This window comes from Zhouia spongiae (assembly GCF_022760175.1).
Classification (GTDB): Bacteria; Bacteroidota; Bacteroidia; order Flavobacteriales; family Flavobacteriaceae; genus Zhouia; species Zhouia spongiae.
The window spans coordinates 2,692,156-2,708,606 of the sequence record NZ_CP094326.1 but is presented as its reverse complement, the minus strand read 5'-3'; the positions used below and the strand labels follow the sequence as shown (position 1 = coordinate 2,708,606).

The following is a 16,451-nucleotide window of genomic DNA, read 5'->3' as shown; positions in this document are numbered from 1 at the left end:
AAATCAGAAATTGTAACTTAAAAAAATAATAAAATCGTATATATTTGGGTTAACAGAATAGGCAAACTTTAAGTTTAAAAACCCAAAAAATGAAAAAACTAACCTACATTACTTGTTCTTTCTTGTTCATCAACCATCTGATTCATGCCCAATACACAGAGATTATAAACTCAAACAGACCCGGCAATTCTGTAAGTGCCTTCGCTGTTGGTAAAAATGTCATCCAGGGTGAAGCCGGTTTTTTATTTGAAAAAAGAGAACACGATCTGCTCAGAAGCAGTTCTAACCTTAAAAGCGGGGAGTTTGCTATTCGATATGGATTCTTGTTTGAACAACTGGAAATTATATGGGACGGAACCTTTACCGATCAAAACATCACCGATAATTCCACTTCTCCTGCATTTAAATACAGCAGAACGGATTTTACAGAAAATACGATTGGTATTAAATACCTTATTTTTGATCCTTTTAAAAACCCGGAAAAAAACAAACCTAATTTATATAGCTGGAGGGCAAACAACAAACCGCAATGGGAAGATCTCATTCCAGCAGTAGCAGTTTATGCAGGTATGAACATGAACTTTGGTAACAATCCATATTATCCGGACGAATCTACTGTGAGTCCAAAGGCTATGATCGCTACCCAAAACCATTTCGGATGGAACTGGGTACTGGTAACGAACCTTATCTATGATAAATTTACGGAAGACGACCCGATATTCAGCTATATAATTACCCTGACACATACCTTAAAGAACCCGAAATATTCTATTTTTGCGGAACATCAAGGTCTAAAAAGTGACGCTTATGGCGATGGTCTTTTCCGGTTCGGAGGTGCCACCCTGATCGACAAGGACTTACAGCTTGATTTTTCGATCGGACTGAATATTAAAGACACCCCTTCGAGATTTCTTGCAGGCATGGGGGTCTCATACCGATTAGATTACCATAAAGATGAATACAAAAAAGTAGACAACGTCTCTAAACAAGAAAAAAAAGCCTTGCGGAAGCAACAAAAACGACATAAAAAGAATAACTCCTTTAATGGTTTAGCTAATTAAACTAGAAATGATTGAAGTAAAAGAAGCAGTGACAAAAAAGGAACTTACCGCATTTGTAAAGTTCCCTTTTCAATTATATAAAAATTCAAAAAACTGGGTGCCGCCCATCATCGCCGATGAAGTTGAGAGTTTTAATAAAAAAACAAATCCGGTTTTTGAAACAGCAGACGCCTTCTTTTATATAGCTTATAAAAATAACCGGGCCGTCGGAAGACTGGCCGCAATCGTGAACTGGTCAGAAATCAAAAAACAACATATAAAAAAAGTACGTTTTGGCTGGTGGGATGTTATTGACGACATAGAAGTTACCAGAGCCCTGCTAGAAAAAGTTGAGGAGCTGGGTAAAAAACATCATTTAGAATACATAGAAGGTCCGATGGGTTTTTCCAACATGGACAAGGTTGGTGTTATGATCGACGGCTTTGATCATATGGGAACTATGGTTACCTGGTACAATTTTCCCTATTACAAAGAACATCTTGAACAACTGGGTTATATTGTCGAGAAAGAATATAACGAAAGTGAATTTTACCTGGATGATGTCGACCCGAAGTTCTTTAAAAAGGGAGGCGAACTAGTTCAAAAACGTTATGGTGTAAGAGGGCTTAATTTTACCAAAACAAAAGACGTTATGCCCTATGTCGACCAGATGTTCGCCCTTTTTAACCGGGCATACGCAAACCTCTCTTCTTTTGTGGCTATCACAGATGCACAAATCGATTTTTACAAAAAGAAGTATATCAGTTTTATTAATCCTGAATACATAAAGTTTGTGGTTGATAAGGAGGATAATATTATCGCTTTCGGGATTGTTATGCCAGGTTTTGCGCAAGCCTTACAAAAGGCTAAAGGTAAATTATTCCCATTCGGTTTCATTCATTTACTCAAAGCAAAAAAACAAAGCAAAAGTGCTGTCTTCTATCTGGTGGGGATACATCCTGAATATCAAAACAAGGGAATTACAGCAGTGTTATTTAATGAATTCTACAAAATTTTTTCAGAAAAAGGGGTTCATCATTTTATCAGAACTCCTGAATTAAGTGATAATGCTGCTGCCAGGAATATGTGGAAACACTTTAATCCTCAAGTGTATGTCAGAAGAAGGACTTACAAGAAAGAGCTATAAAAAAGAGACCGTCTAAAAAGTGTTATTTGTTGTCCTTAGGGTTCTGCCTGACATTTAACAACTATAAGGACTTTTCAGACGATTTCTTTTATTTTCTGTAAGCAACGACTATTACATCGCGCCCCACTCTTTTAATGAATCTTTATTTAATTTAATATAATCTGCGTTACCGGCCTTCTCCGCAGCAGCCAAAGAAGCTTTAGCGGCTGCAACAGCCCCTTTTTTATCTCCTTTTTTGGCTAATATTAAAGATTTTTGTCTTAACATCCAGAAAGGCGGTTCATTTCCTGACATAGAGATCGCTTTATCCATCCACATGCCTGCCTTATCAAGATCTTTTCCTTCCTGCAAATAGTATACCGCCGATTGAAAATAATCTCCTGCTCCTGGCCCTGCCATTGCTTTTTCAATGCTGGCCATTGCTTTTTTAGCCGTCGGTACTTCAAAAGGAACCGCTACATATGTCTTTTCCCAATATATTCCCATCGATGCGCCATTATTGGAAAGATTATTAAAATCAATTGTAAATGTCTCTACATCAAACGGAATTGGATATACTTCTACGGTTGCTTTCGCTGCTACTTTGCTGTCATCCCATTTTTCCGGAGTACCCCAATTATTGGTATCCGAATAGAAAATAACATCCCAGGAAGATTTACCAGGTTTTGTGAAAATTGCATACGATCCCGCTTTAAGGGTCTGCCCGCTAACAGTTACATCATCACTAAAAGTAATAACAGAATTAGCATTGGCCCCGGTACGCCATAATTTGTCATACGGTACCAAATTTCCGAAAACGGTACGCCCCCTCATAGAAGGTCTTGAATATTTAACAGAAATATCTGTCAATCCTACTTTCTGCTCCACTTTAGCTCCCGGACTTGGTGCCGGTGTCTGAACCTGTGCCTCTGTCAATGAAACAGATAAAAATGTACACAATAAAATTAAAGTTAGTTTTTTCATTTTAAATAATAGTTGATTTATAATACAGCAATTTACTCATTTAACAGGCTTTTCCTTATTAACATTATATTAAAATTAAGAAAATATAAACCACAATAAATTAAATTTGTTTAATATTATATAAATTTTATTAAACAAATAAATGATTCACTTTCTACATAGAAGTCAAATATTACCCATAAGCACCGAAGAAAGCTGGACATTTTTTTCAGACCCGAAGAACCTTGCTGCTATCACACCTGATTTAATGAATTTTAAAATTACCGGGGGAGCCGAACGAAGCATATACCCCGGACAGATTGTAAGTTATACTGTTCGTCCATTTGCAGGAATGAAGATGAACTGGGTTACAGAGATAACCCATGTTAAAGAAAAAAAATATTTTGTTGACGAACAACGCTTTGGCCCTTATAGCTTCTGGCACCATAAGCATTTCTTTAACCCTGTCCGGAATGGCATTGAGATAGAAGACATCATCCATTACAAGCTTCCTTATGGAACATTCGGAAATCTATTTCACTCCATAATAGCTAAACAACTAAAAGAAATTTTCGATTACCGAAAGGAAAAATTAAATGAAATATTCGGAAAACTATAAACTATAACATTCTTATGAATCAAAATGGAATTGCAGTATTCTGGTTTCGACGCGATTTGAGAATTGAAGACAACAGAGGTCTTTATGAAGCGCTGAGCAGGCATACAAGCGTACTCCCTGTTTTTATCTTCGATACAACCATTTTAGATCAATCAGAGAAAAATGATCCTCGGGTTTCTTTCATATATGAAACATTAGGGGCCATGAATGAACTGCTACTCAAAAAATACAAGTCGGGAATCTCTTTACATTACGGAAAACCTGTCGACGTGTTTAAAAAAATATCTAACGAATTAGATATTAAACACGTATATGCAAATCATGATTACGAGCCCGGGGCCATACAAAGGGATCTAGAGATTAAAAACTATTTGTCTGAAAAAGGAATTGATTTCAGGACTTACAAAGACCAGGTGATCTTTGAAAAAAATCAAATACTGAAAAATGATGGTTCCCCGTACGTGGTTTATACCCCATACATGAAAAAATGGAAGGAGGTCTTTAATGAAAAGACCGATATCCCTGGGCATATAATTGAACCACTTGGAAAACATTTTTACCATGGCCCTTTTCAACATTATACACTGGAAAAAATGGGTTTTATAAAGAGCAGGATCAAAGTATTGCCGTACAACACCTCTTCTGTTCTTATTTCAGACTACCACAAAACGAGGGACTTTCCTTCTGAAAAGGGTACATCTTTATTAGGGCCTCATTTACGCTTTGGCACAATTAGTATCAGGCGGATCATTGGAAAAGCATTAACAGCCAATGATAAAACTTTTCTGAACGAGCTTATATGGCGCGAATTCTTTATGCAGATACTATGGCATTTCCCCCACATTGTTCATAAAAGTTTTAAACCCAAATATGACCGGATAGCATGGAGAAATAACAAAGACGAATTCAGGGCCTGGTGTGCAGGAAAAACGGGCTATCCGATAATAGATGCCGGAATGCGGCAGCTTAACAAAACCGGTTATATGCACAACAGGGTAAGAATGATTACGGCCAGTTTTTTGTGCAAACACCTGCTTATTGACTGGCGGTGGGGAGAGGCTTATTTTGCTCAAAAATTGCTTGATTACGAAATGGCCAGCAATATAGGTAACTGGCAATGGGTAGCCGGTTGTGGCGTCGATGCTGCTCCATATTTCAGAATATTTAACCCTGCTTCTCAAACTAAAAAATTTGATAAGGACCTTACATACGTAAACACATGGGTAAAAGATCTCAACGAACTAAACTATCCCCAACCCATAATCGACCATAAAGAAGCCCGGGATCGATGCCTTAATACCTACCGGAAGGTGCTGAATTAAAAGGGGTGTCTAAAAAGGGATGAAAGTTGTCAGTATCCAGAAAGACTTTTTAGACACCCGTTTTAATTTATTTTCATCAATCAACTCGTACAATTTTCGCTCCAATAGCCCTGAGCCTTTCATCTATGTACTCATAACCTCTGTCAATCTGTTCTATATTATGGATTGTTGAAGTACCCTTTGCAGACAGCGCAGCTATGAGCAGCGATATTCCTGCCCTGATATCGGGAGAAGTCATTGTAGTGGCCTTTAATTGCGATTTAAAATCATGCCCGATTACTGTTGCCCTATGAGGATCACATAAAATTATTTTAGCTCCCATATCGATCAGTTTATCAACAAAAAACAATCTGCTCTCAAACATTTTCTGATGAACCAGTACTTCTCCTCTTGCCTGAGTAGCTATCGTTAATACGATACTAAGAAGATCGGGAGTAAAACCTGGCCAGGGTGCATCTGCTATGGTAAGGATTGATCCGTCAATATAATTTTGAATTTCATACCCATCTTTATGTTCCGGAACATAAATATCGTCTCCTCTTTTTTCTACAGTGATTCCCAGTTTGGCAAATACATTAGGAATAACGCCAAGGTCGTCCCAGCTTACATCTTTAATAGTAACCTCGCTCTTCGTCATTGCCGCCAGGCCGATCCAGCTCCCTATTTCGATCATATCCGGCAACATCCTGTGTTCCGTACCGCCTAAACTATCTACCCCTTCAATCGTTAAGAGATTAGAAGCTATTCCTGATATTTTAGCTCCCATCCTGTTTAGCATCTTACATAACTGTTGCAAATAAGGTTCACAAGCCGCATTATATATCGTAGTGGTCCCTTTAGCCAAAACAGCTGCCATTACAATATTTGCCGTACCTGTTACCGATGCTTCATCCAGCAACATATCTGCCCCTGTTAAGCTGCCTGCCTCAACTCCGTAAAAGTATTCTTCCCTGTTGTACCTGAAGTTTGCCCCCAGTTTGATAAAACCCTGAAAATGCGTATCGAGCCTTCTCCTTCCAATTTTATCTCCTCCGGGTTTTGGAATATACCCCCTGCCAAAACGTGCCAATAAAGGACCTACTATCATAATAGAACCTCTTAATCCTCTTCCGTCCTTTTTAAACTGTTCTGACTCCAGATAGCTGAGGTTGATATCATCTGCCTGGAACGAATACGAACCCTTTCCCAGTTTCTGGATCTTAACCCCAAGATTTTCCAACAGGTCTATCAACTTGTTGACATCTACAATATTCGGAATATTATGAATGGTAACCTTTTCAGGTGTCAACAATACGGCACAAAGTATCTGTAAGGCTTCATTCTTGGCTCCCTGAGGAGTAATTTCTCCTTTTAACCGGTGCCCGCCTTCAATTTTAAATGTTCCCATAAAAAGTCGGTAAAGATTTTTTAATAGCGTTTTTTGTTACGGCCTCCTTTATGATGTTTTTTTCCGTTAGGACGGTGCTGCTTATTGGGCTTTGTACGAATAAGGTTTGAGCTGTCGGTCAGGTCTTCATCCCACTTCGCCAAATTTATTTTACCGCCGCTCAGTTCATACAGGTGCTCAAAGATCACCTCATCATCAACGGTATCTTTGTTCCAGTTAAGGAAACATTTTTTCATGTGGTTGGCAATGGTATACTTAAGCGCCTGTTTTAGCTCCCCTTCTTCCCAACTATTACACACATCGATCATCCTTTTGATATTATTCCCGTAAAATCTGTATTTAGGATAATTTTGAGGATAATCCAGGCCTTCAGGACGCTCAGAAAGCATTTCCTTGGTTGGAATAGGATAAGGAGAATCTACATCCAGTTTAAAATCAGACATGATGAACAGCTGATCCCATAACTTGTGCTGAAAATCCGGCACATCTCTCAGGTGCGGGTTCAGATTTCCCATTACGCCTATAATGGCTTTAACTACTTTATTGCGTTCACCCTTATCTTCTATAGAAATGGCAAAATCTACAAGTTTTTGTATATGGCGTCCATATTCTGGTATAATCAGCTTCGGACGCTCGCTATTATATTCTAAATTTTCAATCAAAACAATTGTTGGTTTTAATTCATTAAATGAATGAAGTACGCAGTGAATCTCATATTCCGGAAGTCAATCTTGCGTTGCACTGCAAAATACTAATTTTTATAGAATCGACAAATCAATTTATCAGAGAGAAATAATCCCGTCTACTTTCTCAGCTTGCTGATACTTTTCTATCACCGCTTCCGGAGATCCCATTTTTAAAGAAATCGTAATACTCGTATATGTCCCTTTGGTAGACTTCTTGGTGTTGATAACAGCTCCCATATTATCAAACAAAGCTTCTACCTGATTGATCTTATCAACATCAGTCGGGACAATAAATTTATATAAATACTGGGACGGCCATATTGATGTATCCTCTAACTGCTGTCTTAACTTTTCGTAAAAAGCTTTTCTGTTATCCTGGTTTTCCATTACTCTTAACTGATCGCGATTATCAGATGCAAAGATAGGCTTTAGATTTCAATTTTCGGGTTCTATGAAGATTTCACTATTTTTGTCGCCTGAATATTGCCAGGAGTGAGTCATAAGAAAATTGTTATTACAGGAGGACCCGGAACGGGAAAAACATCAGTGGTAGAAATCTTAAAGCAACGTGGACATGTATGCTTTCCGGAAATTTCGAGACAGGTAACGTTAGAAGCCCAGAAACAAGGGATCGAACAACTGTTTTTAGAAGATCCGCTATTGTTCAGCAAAAAACTGCTCGAAGGAAGAGTCTCTCAATTTAAAGAAGCCCTGAACCATCCGGAAAAAAGTGTTTTCCTCGACAGGGGCATTCCTGATGTAGTAGCTTACCTCGACTATGCCAATCAAACATACCCTCCTTATTTTACCCGGGCCTGTGAACAACATACCTACGATAAAATATTTTTACTCCCCCCATGGGAAGATATCTATATCAGTGATAATGAGCGTTACGAAAATTTTGAGCAGGCCGTCTTAATCCATGACCACCTTGAAGCTGCATACAAAAGATATGGTTATCACTTGGTCGAAGTTCCGACAGGTACTGTAGACCTGAGAGCGGATTTTATTGAAAAAAACCTGTAGGTGTATTGCCATAAACCTGAAGAAGCTTAAAAATTTATTGGGGAATAAGGTAAGCTTGCCCGCTTATTAGTAACTTTCACTCATAAATAATATGTTATTTAATGCTTGATCCATTATCGGTTTTAAAACAATACTGGGGATTTGACTCATTCAGAGAGCCCCAGGAACAAGTCATAGACCATCTTTTAAACAAACAAGACACTCTCGCCCTCCTTCCTACCGGTGGCGGAAAGTCTGTATGTTTCCAGGTTCCTGCAATGGTCTTGGATGGTATATGTATTGTTATATCGCCTCTTGTTGCACTCATACAAGATCAGGTAAACCAGTTAAAAAATAAAAATATAAAAGCTATTGGACTAACAGGAGGTTTAAAACATAATGATATAGACACCTTATTGGACAACTGCATTTATGGCAATTATAAATTTTTATACTTGTCTCCAGAACGGCTACAGCAAGAGTTGGTGCAGGAGCGGATAAGACAAATGCCTGTAAACCTGATCGCTATAGATGAGGCACATTGTATTTCTGAATGGGGACATGATTTCAGGCCTGCATACAGGAATTGTTCATGGTTAAGAGAAACCTTTCCTCAAGTACCCATCGTTGCACTGACAGCTTCTGCCACAGCAGATGTTCAAAAAGATATCATAAACAACCTTAATCTGCGACAACCACAAACAGTTAAAAGTTCTTTTTCTCGTCCGAACATTGCATATATGGTATTTGAAGAAGAAGATAAAAAGTACAAGCTCGAACGGATCTTAAAAAAAAACAAAGGTTCTTCAATTATTTATGTAACCAGCAGAAAGGCCACTGTCAGTTACACCGAATTTTTAACCCAACTGGGAATCAAAGCTGCTTTTTACCACGGCGGGGTTTCCTCTGATGAAAAGCAGGAGAAACTACAAGCCTGGCTCCGTGACGACATACAGGTTATGGTTGCTACCAATGCTTTTGGCATGGGTATCGACAAACCTAATGTAAGGACCGTTATTCATTTAAACCTACCAGACAGTATCGAAAATTACTATCAGGAGTCAGGAAGGGCCGGCAGGGACGGAAACAAGTCGTTTGCCGTTATCCTTAAAAACAAATCAGATGAGTCACAGGCAGAAGAACAGTTTATTAAAGTAATTCCAGACACCGGTTTCCTTAAACTTCTCTATAAGAAACTCAATAATTTTTTTCAGGTGAGTTACGGAGAAGGAAAAGATGAGGTTTTTGCATTTAACTTTAACGAATTCTGCCATAGATACCGGTTCAATGGCTTGCTAACCTATAACGGTCTTAAAACGTTAGACAGGCATTCGGTTATTAATTTTACAGAATCTTATAAAAACAACATCGTTCTTCAATTTACCGTAAACTCCAACAGCTTGTTCTCCTATATGGACAAGTACCCTAAGATTGAAACAATTGTCCAGGCTATTTTAAGGACATACGGAGGTGTCTTTGACCTCCCCACAAAAATCAATACAGTACTCATTTCAAGTAAAACAGCTTCTACTGAAGAGGACGTAATGAATGTGCTGGAACAACTCGCAAAGGATGAAATTATTGCCCTGAATGCTAAAAACACAGATGCCGAGATCACCTTTTTAGTCCCCAGGGAAGACGACAGGGTTATAAACATAATAGCTAAAGACGTAAAAAAGCAAAATAAGCTTAAAGTCAATAAGCTTCAAGCAGTTTTCGACTATTGCAACACGAACGATAGGTGTAAAAGTGTACAACTCCTCTCCTACTTCGGAGAGAATGACTTGCGTCCATGCGGAATCTGTTCTTTCTGCATTCTCCAGAAGCAGAAAAAAACTTCACATGAGGTACTCGATATTGTCGCTGAGCAAATATTAAAACTTTTGAAAAACAGCGCACTCTCTTCAAGAAAAATCCATGAACAATTAACTTTTCGTGAAGAATTTATTATTGAAGCTATACGCCGGCTTTTAGAGGATGATAAAATATGTATCAACCAAAAAAATGAATATCAACTCAAATGAATACTTTTGACAAGAAAACATACAGAATGAAAAAGGATTTAAGAATAGTATTTATGGGAACCCCGGATTTTGCCGTAGAAACCCTAAGAACATTAGTCGATAATAATTACAATATAGTAGGGGTCGTTACTGCCCCTGACAAACCTGCAGGAAGAGGCAGAAAATTACAGCAATCCGCAGTAAAAAAATATGCTGTTGAAAAAGAATTGCCGACCTTACAACCTACCAATTTAAAGGACGAGGAATTTCTTTCGGAATTAAGGTTGCTTAATGCAAACCTGCAAGTGGTAGTTGCATTCAGAATGCTCCCAAAAGCCGTTTGGCAAATGCCAGAATACGGCACTTTCAATTTACACGCATCCTTATTGCCTCAATACCGTGGAGCTGCCCCCATAAACTGGGCTATCATAAATGGGGAGACCACAACAGGTGTTACCACTTTTTTTATAGATGAAAAGATAGACACAGGAGCCATGATCTTTCAGGAAAGTGTCGATATAACCCCGGACGAAAATGCCGGTACGCTGCATGACAAATTGATGAGTACAGGCGCCAAGCTGGTTTTAAAAACAATCAGGGAAATAGAAACAACCGATGTTGCCACTTCTATTCAGAAAGACGACAAACCTCTAAATGCAGCCTATAAAATACATAAGGATACTTGTAAGATAGACTGGACGCTCTCTATAGAAACTATCTACAACCATATCAGAGGGCTTAGTCCATACCCGGCTGCATGGACGACCTTGTACAATGCGACGGAAGAGATTTTTATAAAAATATACAACACTGCTGTTGAAAGAATAGACCACAATGACAAAACAGGGATACTGATCACCACAAAAGACAGCATTAAAGTAGCGGTTCGTAATGGATATATCATCTTAAAAGAGATTCAGCTTCCCGGAAAAAGAAGGATGGATGTGAAAGACGTTTTGAATGGATATGAAATAAAAAGCGAAGCTTATGTTCGTTAAGCCCTTATACAGAGCGAGATGAGCAAATTTTGTCCAAAAAAGCTTACTTTATTAACAATGGAGCCGAAGTTATTAACAAAATACTCGATTTCCCTTGATATTACTTGCATGATTGCATAATCCGTATAAATTTGTATAGGCTAATTAAAATTAATGTTTAACCAACAAGTAAGTTTTAAATTCGTTGAATTATGAACAAAACAGAATTAATTGATGCTATGGCAGCCGATGCCGGCATCACAAAAGCAGCAGCTAAAAAAGCATTAGAATCATTTTTAGGTAATGTAGAAGGTACTTTAAAAAAGGGAGGCAGAGTTTCTTTGGTAGGTTTCGGTTCTTGGTCTGTGTCTAAAAGATCTGCAAGAGAAGGTAGAAATCCACAAACCGGTAAAACTATCAAAATTGCTGCTAAAAATGTAGTTAAGTTTAAAGCTGGTGCTGATCTTTCTGGCGCTGTAAACTAACGACTACCGGAATACAGAACACATTAAGCGCCTTTTGGGCGCTTTTTTATTTACCTTATCAATTTTTCAGAACCAAATTTTGAAACTTGGGAATTTTTTAGTTAAATTTAAGAGTAAATAACTAACCAATGGTAGCCTTAAAGCCAAAAAAAGGACATTTGCTCATTGCAGAGCCATCTATAATTGGAGATGCATCTTTCAATAGATCTGTAGTGCTTCTGGCCGAACACAATGAAGAAGGTTCTATCGGATTCATTCTAAACAAACCACTAGAGTTCAGGCTCAATGAACTAATCCCGGATATCAGAAAAAATTTCTTAGTCTATAACGGGGGACCCGTAGAACAGGATAATCTTTACTTTATCCATAAGGTTCCTGATTTAATTCCAGGCAGCGTAGAGATTTCCAGCGGTATTTATTGGGGCGGCGATTTCGAAAAAATAATCGACCTCATCAATAACGGCACCATCAAGGAATCGGAAATACGGTTCTTTCTGGGGTATTCAGGTTGGGCTATCTTTCAATTAGAAAAAGAACTTACCGGAAATTCATGGATTGTTACCGAGAACAAATACAAGAGTAACGTTATAAACAAATCTGCCAACTATTTCTGGAAAGAAAAAATGATTGAACTTGGGGGCGATTACCTGATTTGGTCCAATGCTCCTGAAAACCCTAACTTAAACTAAGACAGCCTTACTTTTACATTCAACTTTCCTACAATACTCTTGACCACATTTGTACGATACGTTTTTTTACGGTATTTGGTTATCGGTTGTATCCCGATAATTACATTGGTAATAAATAACTCATCTGCTTTCTGAAGCTCAAAAGGAGAAATTGATTCTTCCTTTAACTCATACTCCTCAACAGATCCCAGTATACTGATAAGCTGCCTCCTCATGATCCCATTCAGACATCCGTCAGACAATGGGGGCGTCTTTATTTCATTCCCTTTTACCAAAAATAAATTCCCGTTTAAAGCTTCCACCACATTCTTGCTATTGTTAACCAAAAGGCAATTGTTATAATCATTCTCTTTTGCAAACACACTTCCCACTATGTTTATCAGCTTATTGCCGGTCTTTAAAGTAGAAAGCAAACCGGGTTCAACATAATGGTCTTTAAACAATTCCACCTCATAGGGCAGGTCGTTAATAACATAAAATGGGTTTGTTATTTCAACAGCTTCAATGGTATAGCCGACATTGTTGTTTTCCGGAAGGTAAAAACCTTCTGCATCCCTGAACACAGTAAAACGAATTCTTGCTGTAGTATTTTCAAGTTTATTGACCTTAACAAGACCAAGAATTTCTTTTTCTAAAAACTCGAGTGTAAATTCCATCGGTATTTCCATTCTTAAAATACGCATGGATGACATTAACCTGAAATAGTGATCTTCCCAGAAAAGGATCTTGGAGTTCACTACTTTTAAAGTTTCGAATAAACCGTCGCCATACCGGAAGCCCCTGTTGGTATGATTTAAAAACTTACTGTCGTCTGCTAAAGTATTCCCGTTAAAGTTAATCATAAAAAATGCCTTGAATAAATCAAGGCACAAATATAGTTGATAGTTTATGATTCTGTAAATTAAACAGAGCCGATTACGTGTTTAAGATCTGAAATTTGATTTTCCCACAACATCTTTGCTTCGTCTATTTCATCTTCTTCAACAAAATCAGTCACAATCAATGATACATCTTTGGTAATTTCGTCTACGACAATTTTCATTTCAAAATAACTGTCATCCTCATTGTGTACCCATTGGAATTTTACAAGAACACCGTTTTTCTTTTTTAACAGCTTTGCCTGTTCTTCAGAACCATCCCAAATAAAGGTAAACATCTCTCCTCTTGAATTTACGTTATCAGCAAACCATTCAGAGAGTCCGGAAGGCGTAGATATATATTGATATAGTAATTGTGGAGACGAGTGTATGGGGAATTCAAGTTCGTATTTTACTTTATCTTGCATGTAATATTACTTTAATAAATTTAAAAAGACAATATACTTATTTCTTTGAAACGGCAATACTTTTTCTGAAAAAATATTTTTTTTCATTTTTTGATTTGTGGTAGTAAAATTAGTTTCTATATTTGCACCCGCTAAGCACAAAAAGTCTGCATTAAGACTTTGCCTGGTAAGGATCGGGCGAGGTAGCTCAGTTGGTTAGAGCGTCGGATTCATAACCCGGAGGCCACGGGTTCAAATCCCGTCCTCGCTACAAAATGAGATAAGAGAATCAAGAAATTGGTTCTCTTTTTTATGCATTATATTCAAAGGAATGTGGTATAGGGGATCATGGGATCATGCCCAATTGTTGTGTTTATGCAAAAATTGTAGTTAATCTATAAAGGAAGAATTCTACATTTTTCACTCCTCTAAACTGTGCTCTGAACGCTTTTATTTTAGCATTGAAAGATTCAGCCGAAGCATTGGTGCTCCTGTTTATAAAATAATTCAAGATCGATTTATAGTTCATAGTTATCGTATTAGCTATGGTGTTAAAAGCTTTAAACGGATCATGCCCAATTGTTGTGTTTATGCAAAGATTGTTGTTAATCTGAAAAGGAAGAGTTCAGTATTCTTCACTCCTTTAAACTGAACCCTAAATGTTTTCAATATTACCCCTCCTTAATAAAAAAGACCGTACTGAAACAGAACGGCCTTCTAATTGTATTATCAAGTAACCTCCTGCTTTTTTTATTTGATTTTCAAAAACTCTTCAACATTCACGGCAATGCGATCTTCTATATCCGATACATCCGCCTTTACAAAATCCTCCCCCATAATATTCTCATAAAGTTCTATGTACCTTTCTGAAACCGTTTGTACATAGGCATCGCTCATTTCCGGCAGCTGCTGACCTTCTTTTCCCTGAAAACCATTTTCTATAAGCCACTGTCTTACAAACTCTTTAGACAGCTGTTTTTGGGGCTCATTCTTATCCTGGCGTTCCTGATACCCGTCCACATAAAAATACCTTGACGAATCCGGTGTATGAATCTCATCAATCAAGACAATCTTGCCATCTTTCGTTTTTCCGAATTCATATTTGGTGTCTACCAATATCAAACCTCTCTCCGCAGCTATTTCAGTACCTCTCCTAAATAATTCCCGCGTATACTTCTCTAATAATTCATAATCTTCTTGAGCTACAATACCTCTGCTCAGAATCTCTTCACGCGAAATATCTTCATCGTGCTCTCCCTGTTCTGCTTTAGTGGCAGGAGTTATAATAGGCTCGGGAAATTTATCATTTTCTTTCATCCCTTCCGGCATTGCCACTCCACACAAAATTCTTTTACCTGCTTTGTATTCTCTGGCAGCATGACCGGATAAATACCCCCGAATGACCATTTCCACCTTAAAAGGCTCACAAAGATGTCCGACAGCAACATTGGGATCAGGCGTTGCTACCAACCAATTGGGCACAATGTCCTTTGTTTGCTCCATAAACTTGGTAGCTATCTGATTTAGTATTTGCCCTTTATAAGGAATTCCTTTTGGCATTACTACGTCGAAAGCAGAAATCCTGTCGGTAGCGATCATCACCAACAGGTTATCGTTAATATTATATACCTCCCTTACCTTGCCGTGATATACACTTTTCTGTCCTGGAAATTGAAAATCAGTTTTTGTAATTGTATTGCTCATTAAAGTTGTGTTGAATTTGCCTGCAAAGATACAAGGGTTTTACGAATTCCAATTTTGGAATTACAATTTTTAACTTGCTAATTATGATCGCCTGAGAAACTAAAATTCATTATCGTGTTCTATTCTTTTATAGGCTTCTATAATACTCTTCACCAGACGATGTCGAATTACATCTTTATCATCCAGATATATGACACCTACCCCTTTTACATTCCCCAATACCAACAGGGCCTCCTTTAATCCGGAAATAACCCTTCTCGGCAGATCGATCTGACCCGGATCACCGGTGATCATAAACTTGGCATTTTTTCCCATACGGGTTAAAAACATTTTCATTTGAGAATGCGTCGTATTTTGTGCTTCATCCAATATTACAAAGGCATTATCTAATGTCCGTCCTCTCATAAAGGCCAGGGGTGCAATCTGAATGACTCCTTTCTCCAGATAACTAGCCAGCTTTTCGGCAGGAATCATATCTCTGAGGGCATCATATAGAGGTTGCATATAAGGATCTAATTTTTCTTTTAAATCCCCGGGCAAAAAACCAAGGTTTTCACCGGCTTCCACTGCCGGTCGTGTCAAAATAATCCTCCTTACCTGCTTTTCTTTCAGTGCTTTAACTGCCAGGGCAACCCCAGTATATGTCTTCCCTGTACCGGCCGGTCCTATAGCAAACACCATATCGTTTTTGCTCATTAACTCTACCAGCTTTTTTTGATTGGGTGTCCGTGCCCTTATCAGTTTCCCTCCTACTCCGTGCACTAATACTTCACCTTCACTTTCTGCTTCTTCTATACCGTTTAAATCGGTACTCGACAATATACGTTCCATAGTGTCTTCGTCAAGCTTGTTATATTTCCCAAAGTGTGTTACCAGCATATCCATCCGCTTGTCAAACTCTTCAAGCATTTCTTCATCGCCATAAGTTATTATCTTATTCCCCCTGGCTACGATTTTAAGTTTTGGAAAATATTTTTTTAACAGTTCAATATTAGAATTTTGTGTTCCAAAAAAACCTTTTGGACTGATTTCCGTTAGTTCAATTACAAGTTCGTTCAAAAGCTATCTGATTGTAGTTAATAATTGGTTTATCAATGTTAGGTTAAAAAAGTGAATCATCAAATATGGTTAATGAGTTTCTTTTTTAGTACGTTTGTGGTTCGTATCAGCCATGTTAGTTA

General features: G+C 38.0%; 18 protein-coding genes and 1 tRNA gene. 10 read left to right on the top strand and 9 right to left on the bottom strand.

From position 1 onward, the window contains the following. Positions 1-89: 89 nt before the first annotated feature. Both MQE36_RS11925 and MQE36_RS11920 read left to right on the top strand, forming a co-directional pair. Entirely contained in the window at positions 90-1,061 is a 972-nt protein-coding gene (locus tag MQE36_RS11925) for a transporter (RefSeq protein WP_242936203.1), read from the top strand. Positions 1,062-1,068: 7 nt separating this feature from the next. After that, positions 1,069-2,187, top strand: coding sequence for a GNAT family N-acetyltransferase (locus MQE36_RS11920; protein ID WP_242936202.1), 1,119 nt, complete (start codon positions 1,069-1,071; stop codon positions 2,185-2,187). 111 nt (positions 2,188-2,298) lie between these two features. Here the strand turns inward: MQE36_RS11920 and MQE36_RS11915 are convergent, their stop codons facing one another. Then, positions 2,299-3,150: a DUF2911 domain-containing protein gene (locus MQE36_RS11915; RefSeq protein ID WP_242936201.1), complete on the bottom strand. Its 852-nt coding sequence runs from the start codon at positions 3,148-3,150 to the stop codon at positions 2,299-2,301. 142 nt (positions 3,151-3,292) lie between these two features. Between MQE36_RS11915 and MQE36_RS11910 the strand changes: the two genes are divergently transcribed. Further along, the gene (locus tag MQE36_RS11910; protein ID WP_242936200.1) at positions 3,293-3,748 is read left to right on the top strand and encodes an SRPBCC family protein; all 456 of its coding nucleotides are present in this window, start codon (positions 3,293-3,295) and stop codon (positions 3,746-3,748) included. Positions 3,749-3,762: 14 nt separating this feature from the next. Next, on the top strand, positions 3,763-5,070 hold the full coding sequence (locus tag MQE36_RS11905) for a cryptochrome/photolyase family protein (RefSeq protein WP_242936199.1): 1,308 nt from the start codon (positions 3,763-3,765) through the stop codon (positions 5,068-5,070). A 76-nt stretch (positions 5,071-5,146) separates the two neighbouring features. Here the strand turns inward: MQE36_RS11905 and murA are convergent, their stop codons facing one another. The 3 genes from murA to MQE36_RS11890 form a co-directional block, all read right to left on the bottom strand. Next, positions 5,147-6,457: a UDP-N-acetylglucosamine 1-carboxyvinyltransferase gene (gene murA / locus MQE36_RS11900; RefSeq protein ID WP_242936198.1), complete on the bottom strand. Its 1,311-nt coding sequence runs from the start codon at positions 6,455-6,457 to the stop codon at positions 5,147-5,149. A gap of 20 nt (positions 6,458-6,477) precedes the next feature. Continuing rightward, positions 6,478-7,119: a DUF4290 domain-containing protein gene (locus tag MQE36_RS11895; protein WP_242936197.1), complete on the bottom strand. Its 642-nt coding sequence runs from the start codon at positions 7,117-7,119 to the stop codon at positions 6,478-6,480. Between the two features lie 120 nt (positions 7,120-7,239). Further along, positions 7,240-7,530 carry a DUF493 family protein gene (locus MQE36_RS11890; RefSeq protein ID WP_242936196.1) on the bottom strand — a complete coding sequence of 97 codons (291 nt, stop codon included), beginning with the start codon at positions 7,528-7,530 and terminating at the stop codon, positions 7,240-7,242. A gap of 105 nt (positions 7,531-7,635) precedes the next feature. Here MQE36_RS11890 and MQE36_RS11885 point away from each other — a divergent pair, with 105 nt between their 5' ends. From MQE36_RS11885 to MQE36_RS11865, 5 genes are all read left to right on the top strand, one after another. After that, positions 7,636-8,169 (top strand): AAA family ATPase, encoded by a 534-nt coding sequence (locus MQE36_RS11885; protein ID WP_242936195.1) that lies wholly within the window; start codon positions 7,636-7,638, stop codon positions 8,167-8,169. 101 nt (positions 8,170-8,270) lie between these two features. Beyond that, entirely contained in the window at positions 8,271-10,172 is a 1,902-nt protein-coding gene (locus tag MQE36_RS11880) for a RecQ family ATP-dependent DNA helicase (protein WP_242936194.1), read from the top strand. A 26-nt stretch (positions 10,173-10,198) separates the two neighbouring features. Then, positions 10,199-11,149 (top strand): methionyl-tRNA formyltransferase, encoded by a 951-nt coding sequence (gene fmt / locus MQE36_RS11875; RefSeq protein ID WP_242936193.1) that lies wholly within the window; start codon positions 10,199-10,201, stop codon positions 11,147-11,149. Between the two features lie 191 nt (positions 11,150-11,340). Next, positions 11,341-11,613 carry an HU family DNA-binding protein gene (locus MQE36_RS11870; protein ID WP_242936192.1) on the top strand — a complete coding sequence of 91 codons (273 nt, stop codon included), beginning with the start codon at positions 11,341-11,343 and terminating at the stop codon, positions 11,611-11,613. A 128-nt stretch (positions 11,614-11,741) separates the two neighbouring features. Further along, entirely contained in the window at positions 11,742-12,302 is a 561-nt protein-coding gene (locus tag MQE36_RS11865) for a YqgE/AlgH family protein (protein WP_242936191.1), read from the top strand. On the opposite strand, the gene MQE36_RS11860 is transcribed toward MQE36_RS11865, so the two are convergent. After that, positions 12,299-13,144: an aminotransferase class IV gene (locus MQE36_RS11860; protein WP_242936190.1), complete on the bottom strand. Its 846-nt coding sequence runs from the start codon at positions 13,142-13,144 to the stop codon at positions 12,299-12,301. The two genes, MQE36_RS11865 and MQE36_RS11860, sit on opposite strands and share 4 nt — an antisense overlap. A gap of 59 nt (positions 13,145-13,203) precedes the next feature. Beyond that, the gene (locus MQE36_RS11855) at positions 13,204-13,587 is read right to left on the bottom strand and encodes an START-like domain-containing protein (RefSeq protein ID WP_242936189.1); all 384 of its coding nucleotides are present in this window, start codon (positions 13,585-13,587) and stop codon (positions 13,204-13,206) included. A gap of 176 nt (positions 13,588-13,763) precedes the next feature. On the opposite strand from MQE36_RS11855, the gene MQE36_RS11850 reads away from it, so the two are divergent. Further along, positions 13,764-13,837 (top strand) — tRNA-Met (locus tag MQE36_RS11850). A 102-nt stretch (positions 13,838-13,939) separates the two neighbouring features. Here MQE36_RS11850 and MQE36_RS11845 read toward each other — a convergent pair. The 3 genes from MQE36_RS11845 to MQE36_RS11835 all read right to left on the bottom strand — a co-directional run bounded on the left by MQE36_RS11845 (position 13,940) and on the right by MQE36_RS11835 (position 16,329). Further along, positions 13,940-14,146 (bottom strand): transposase, encoded by a 207-nt coding sequence (locus MQE36_RS11845; protein ID WP_278286659.1) that lies wholly within the window; start codon positions 14,144-14,146, stop codon positions 13,940-13,942. 170 nt (positions 14,147-14,316) lie between these two features. Then, the gene (locus MQE36_RS11840; RefSeq protein WP_242936187.1) at positions 14,317-15,270 is read right to left on the bottom strand and encodes a phosphoribosylaminoimidazolesuccinocarboxamide synthase; all 954 of its coding nucleotides are present in this window, start codon (positions 15,268-15,270) and stop codon (positions 14,317-14,319) included. Between the two features lie 99 nt (positions 15,271-15,369). Beyond that, complete coding sequence (locus tag MQE36_RS11835) at positions 15,370-16,329, bottom strand: PhoH family protein (RefSeq protein WP_242936186.1); 960 nt, start codon at positions 16,327-16,329, stop codon at positions 15,370-15,372. Positions 16,330-16,451: the final 122 nt, after the last annotated feature.

Coding starts and splice junctions, on each gene's coding strand:
- MQE36_RS11925 (WP_242936203.1), top strand. CDS start 90: ATGAAAAAACTAACCTACATTACTTGTTCTTTCTTGTTCATCAACCAT.
- MQE36_RS11920 (WP_242936202.1), top strand. CDS start 1,069: ATGATTGAAGTAAAAGAAGCAGTGACAAAAAAGGAACTTACCGCATTT.
- MQE36_RS11915 (WP_242936201.1), bottom strand. CDS start 3,150: ATGAAAAAACTAACTTTAATTTTATTGTGTACATTTTTATCTGTTTCA.
- MQE36_RS11910 (WP_242936200.1), top strand. CDS start 3,293: ATGATTCACTTTCTACATAGAAGTCAAATATTACCCATAAGCACCGAA.
- MQE36_RS11905 (WP_242936199.1), top strand. CDS start 3,763: ATGAATCAAAATGGAATTGCAGTATTCTGGTTTCGACGCGATTTGAGA.
- murA (WP_242936198.1), bottom strand. CDS start 6,457: ATGGGAACATTTAAAATTGAAGGCGGGCACCGGTTAAAAGGAGAAATT.
- MQE36_RS11890 (WP_242936196.1), bottom strand. CDS start 7,530: ATGGAAAACCAGGATAACAGAAAAGCTTTTTACGAAAAGTTAAGACAG.
- MQE36_RS11880 (WP_242936194.1), top strand. CDS start 8,271: ATGCTTGATCCATTATCGGTTTTAAAACAATACTGGGGATTTGACTCA.
- fmt (WP_242936193.1), top strand. CDS start 10,199: ATGAAAAAGGATTTAAGAATAGTATTTATGGGAACCCCGGATTTTGCC.
- MQE36_RS11870 (WP_242936192.1), top strand. CDS start 11,341: ATGAACAAAACAGAATTAATTGATGCTATGGCAGCCGATGCCGGCATC.
- MQE36_RS11865 (WP_242936191.1), top strand. CDS start 11,742: ATGGTAGCCTTAAAGCCAAAAAAAGGACATTTGCTCATTGCAGAGCCA.
- MQE36_RS11860 (WP_242936190.1), bottom strand. CDS start 13,144: ATGATTAACTTTAACGGGAATACTTTAGCAGACGACAGTAAGTTTTTA.
- MQE36_RS11855 (WP_242936189.1), bottom strand. CDS start 13,587: ATGCAAGATAAAGTAAAATACGAACTTGAATTCCCCATACACTCGTCT.
- MQE36_RS11840 (WP_242936187.1), bottom strand. CDS start 15,270: ATGAGCAATACAATTACAAAAACTGATTTTCAATTTCCAGGACAGAAA.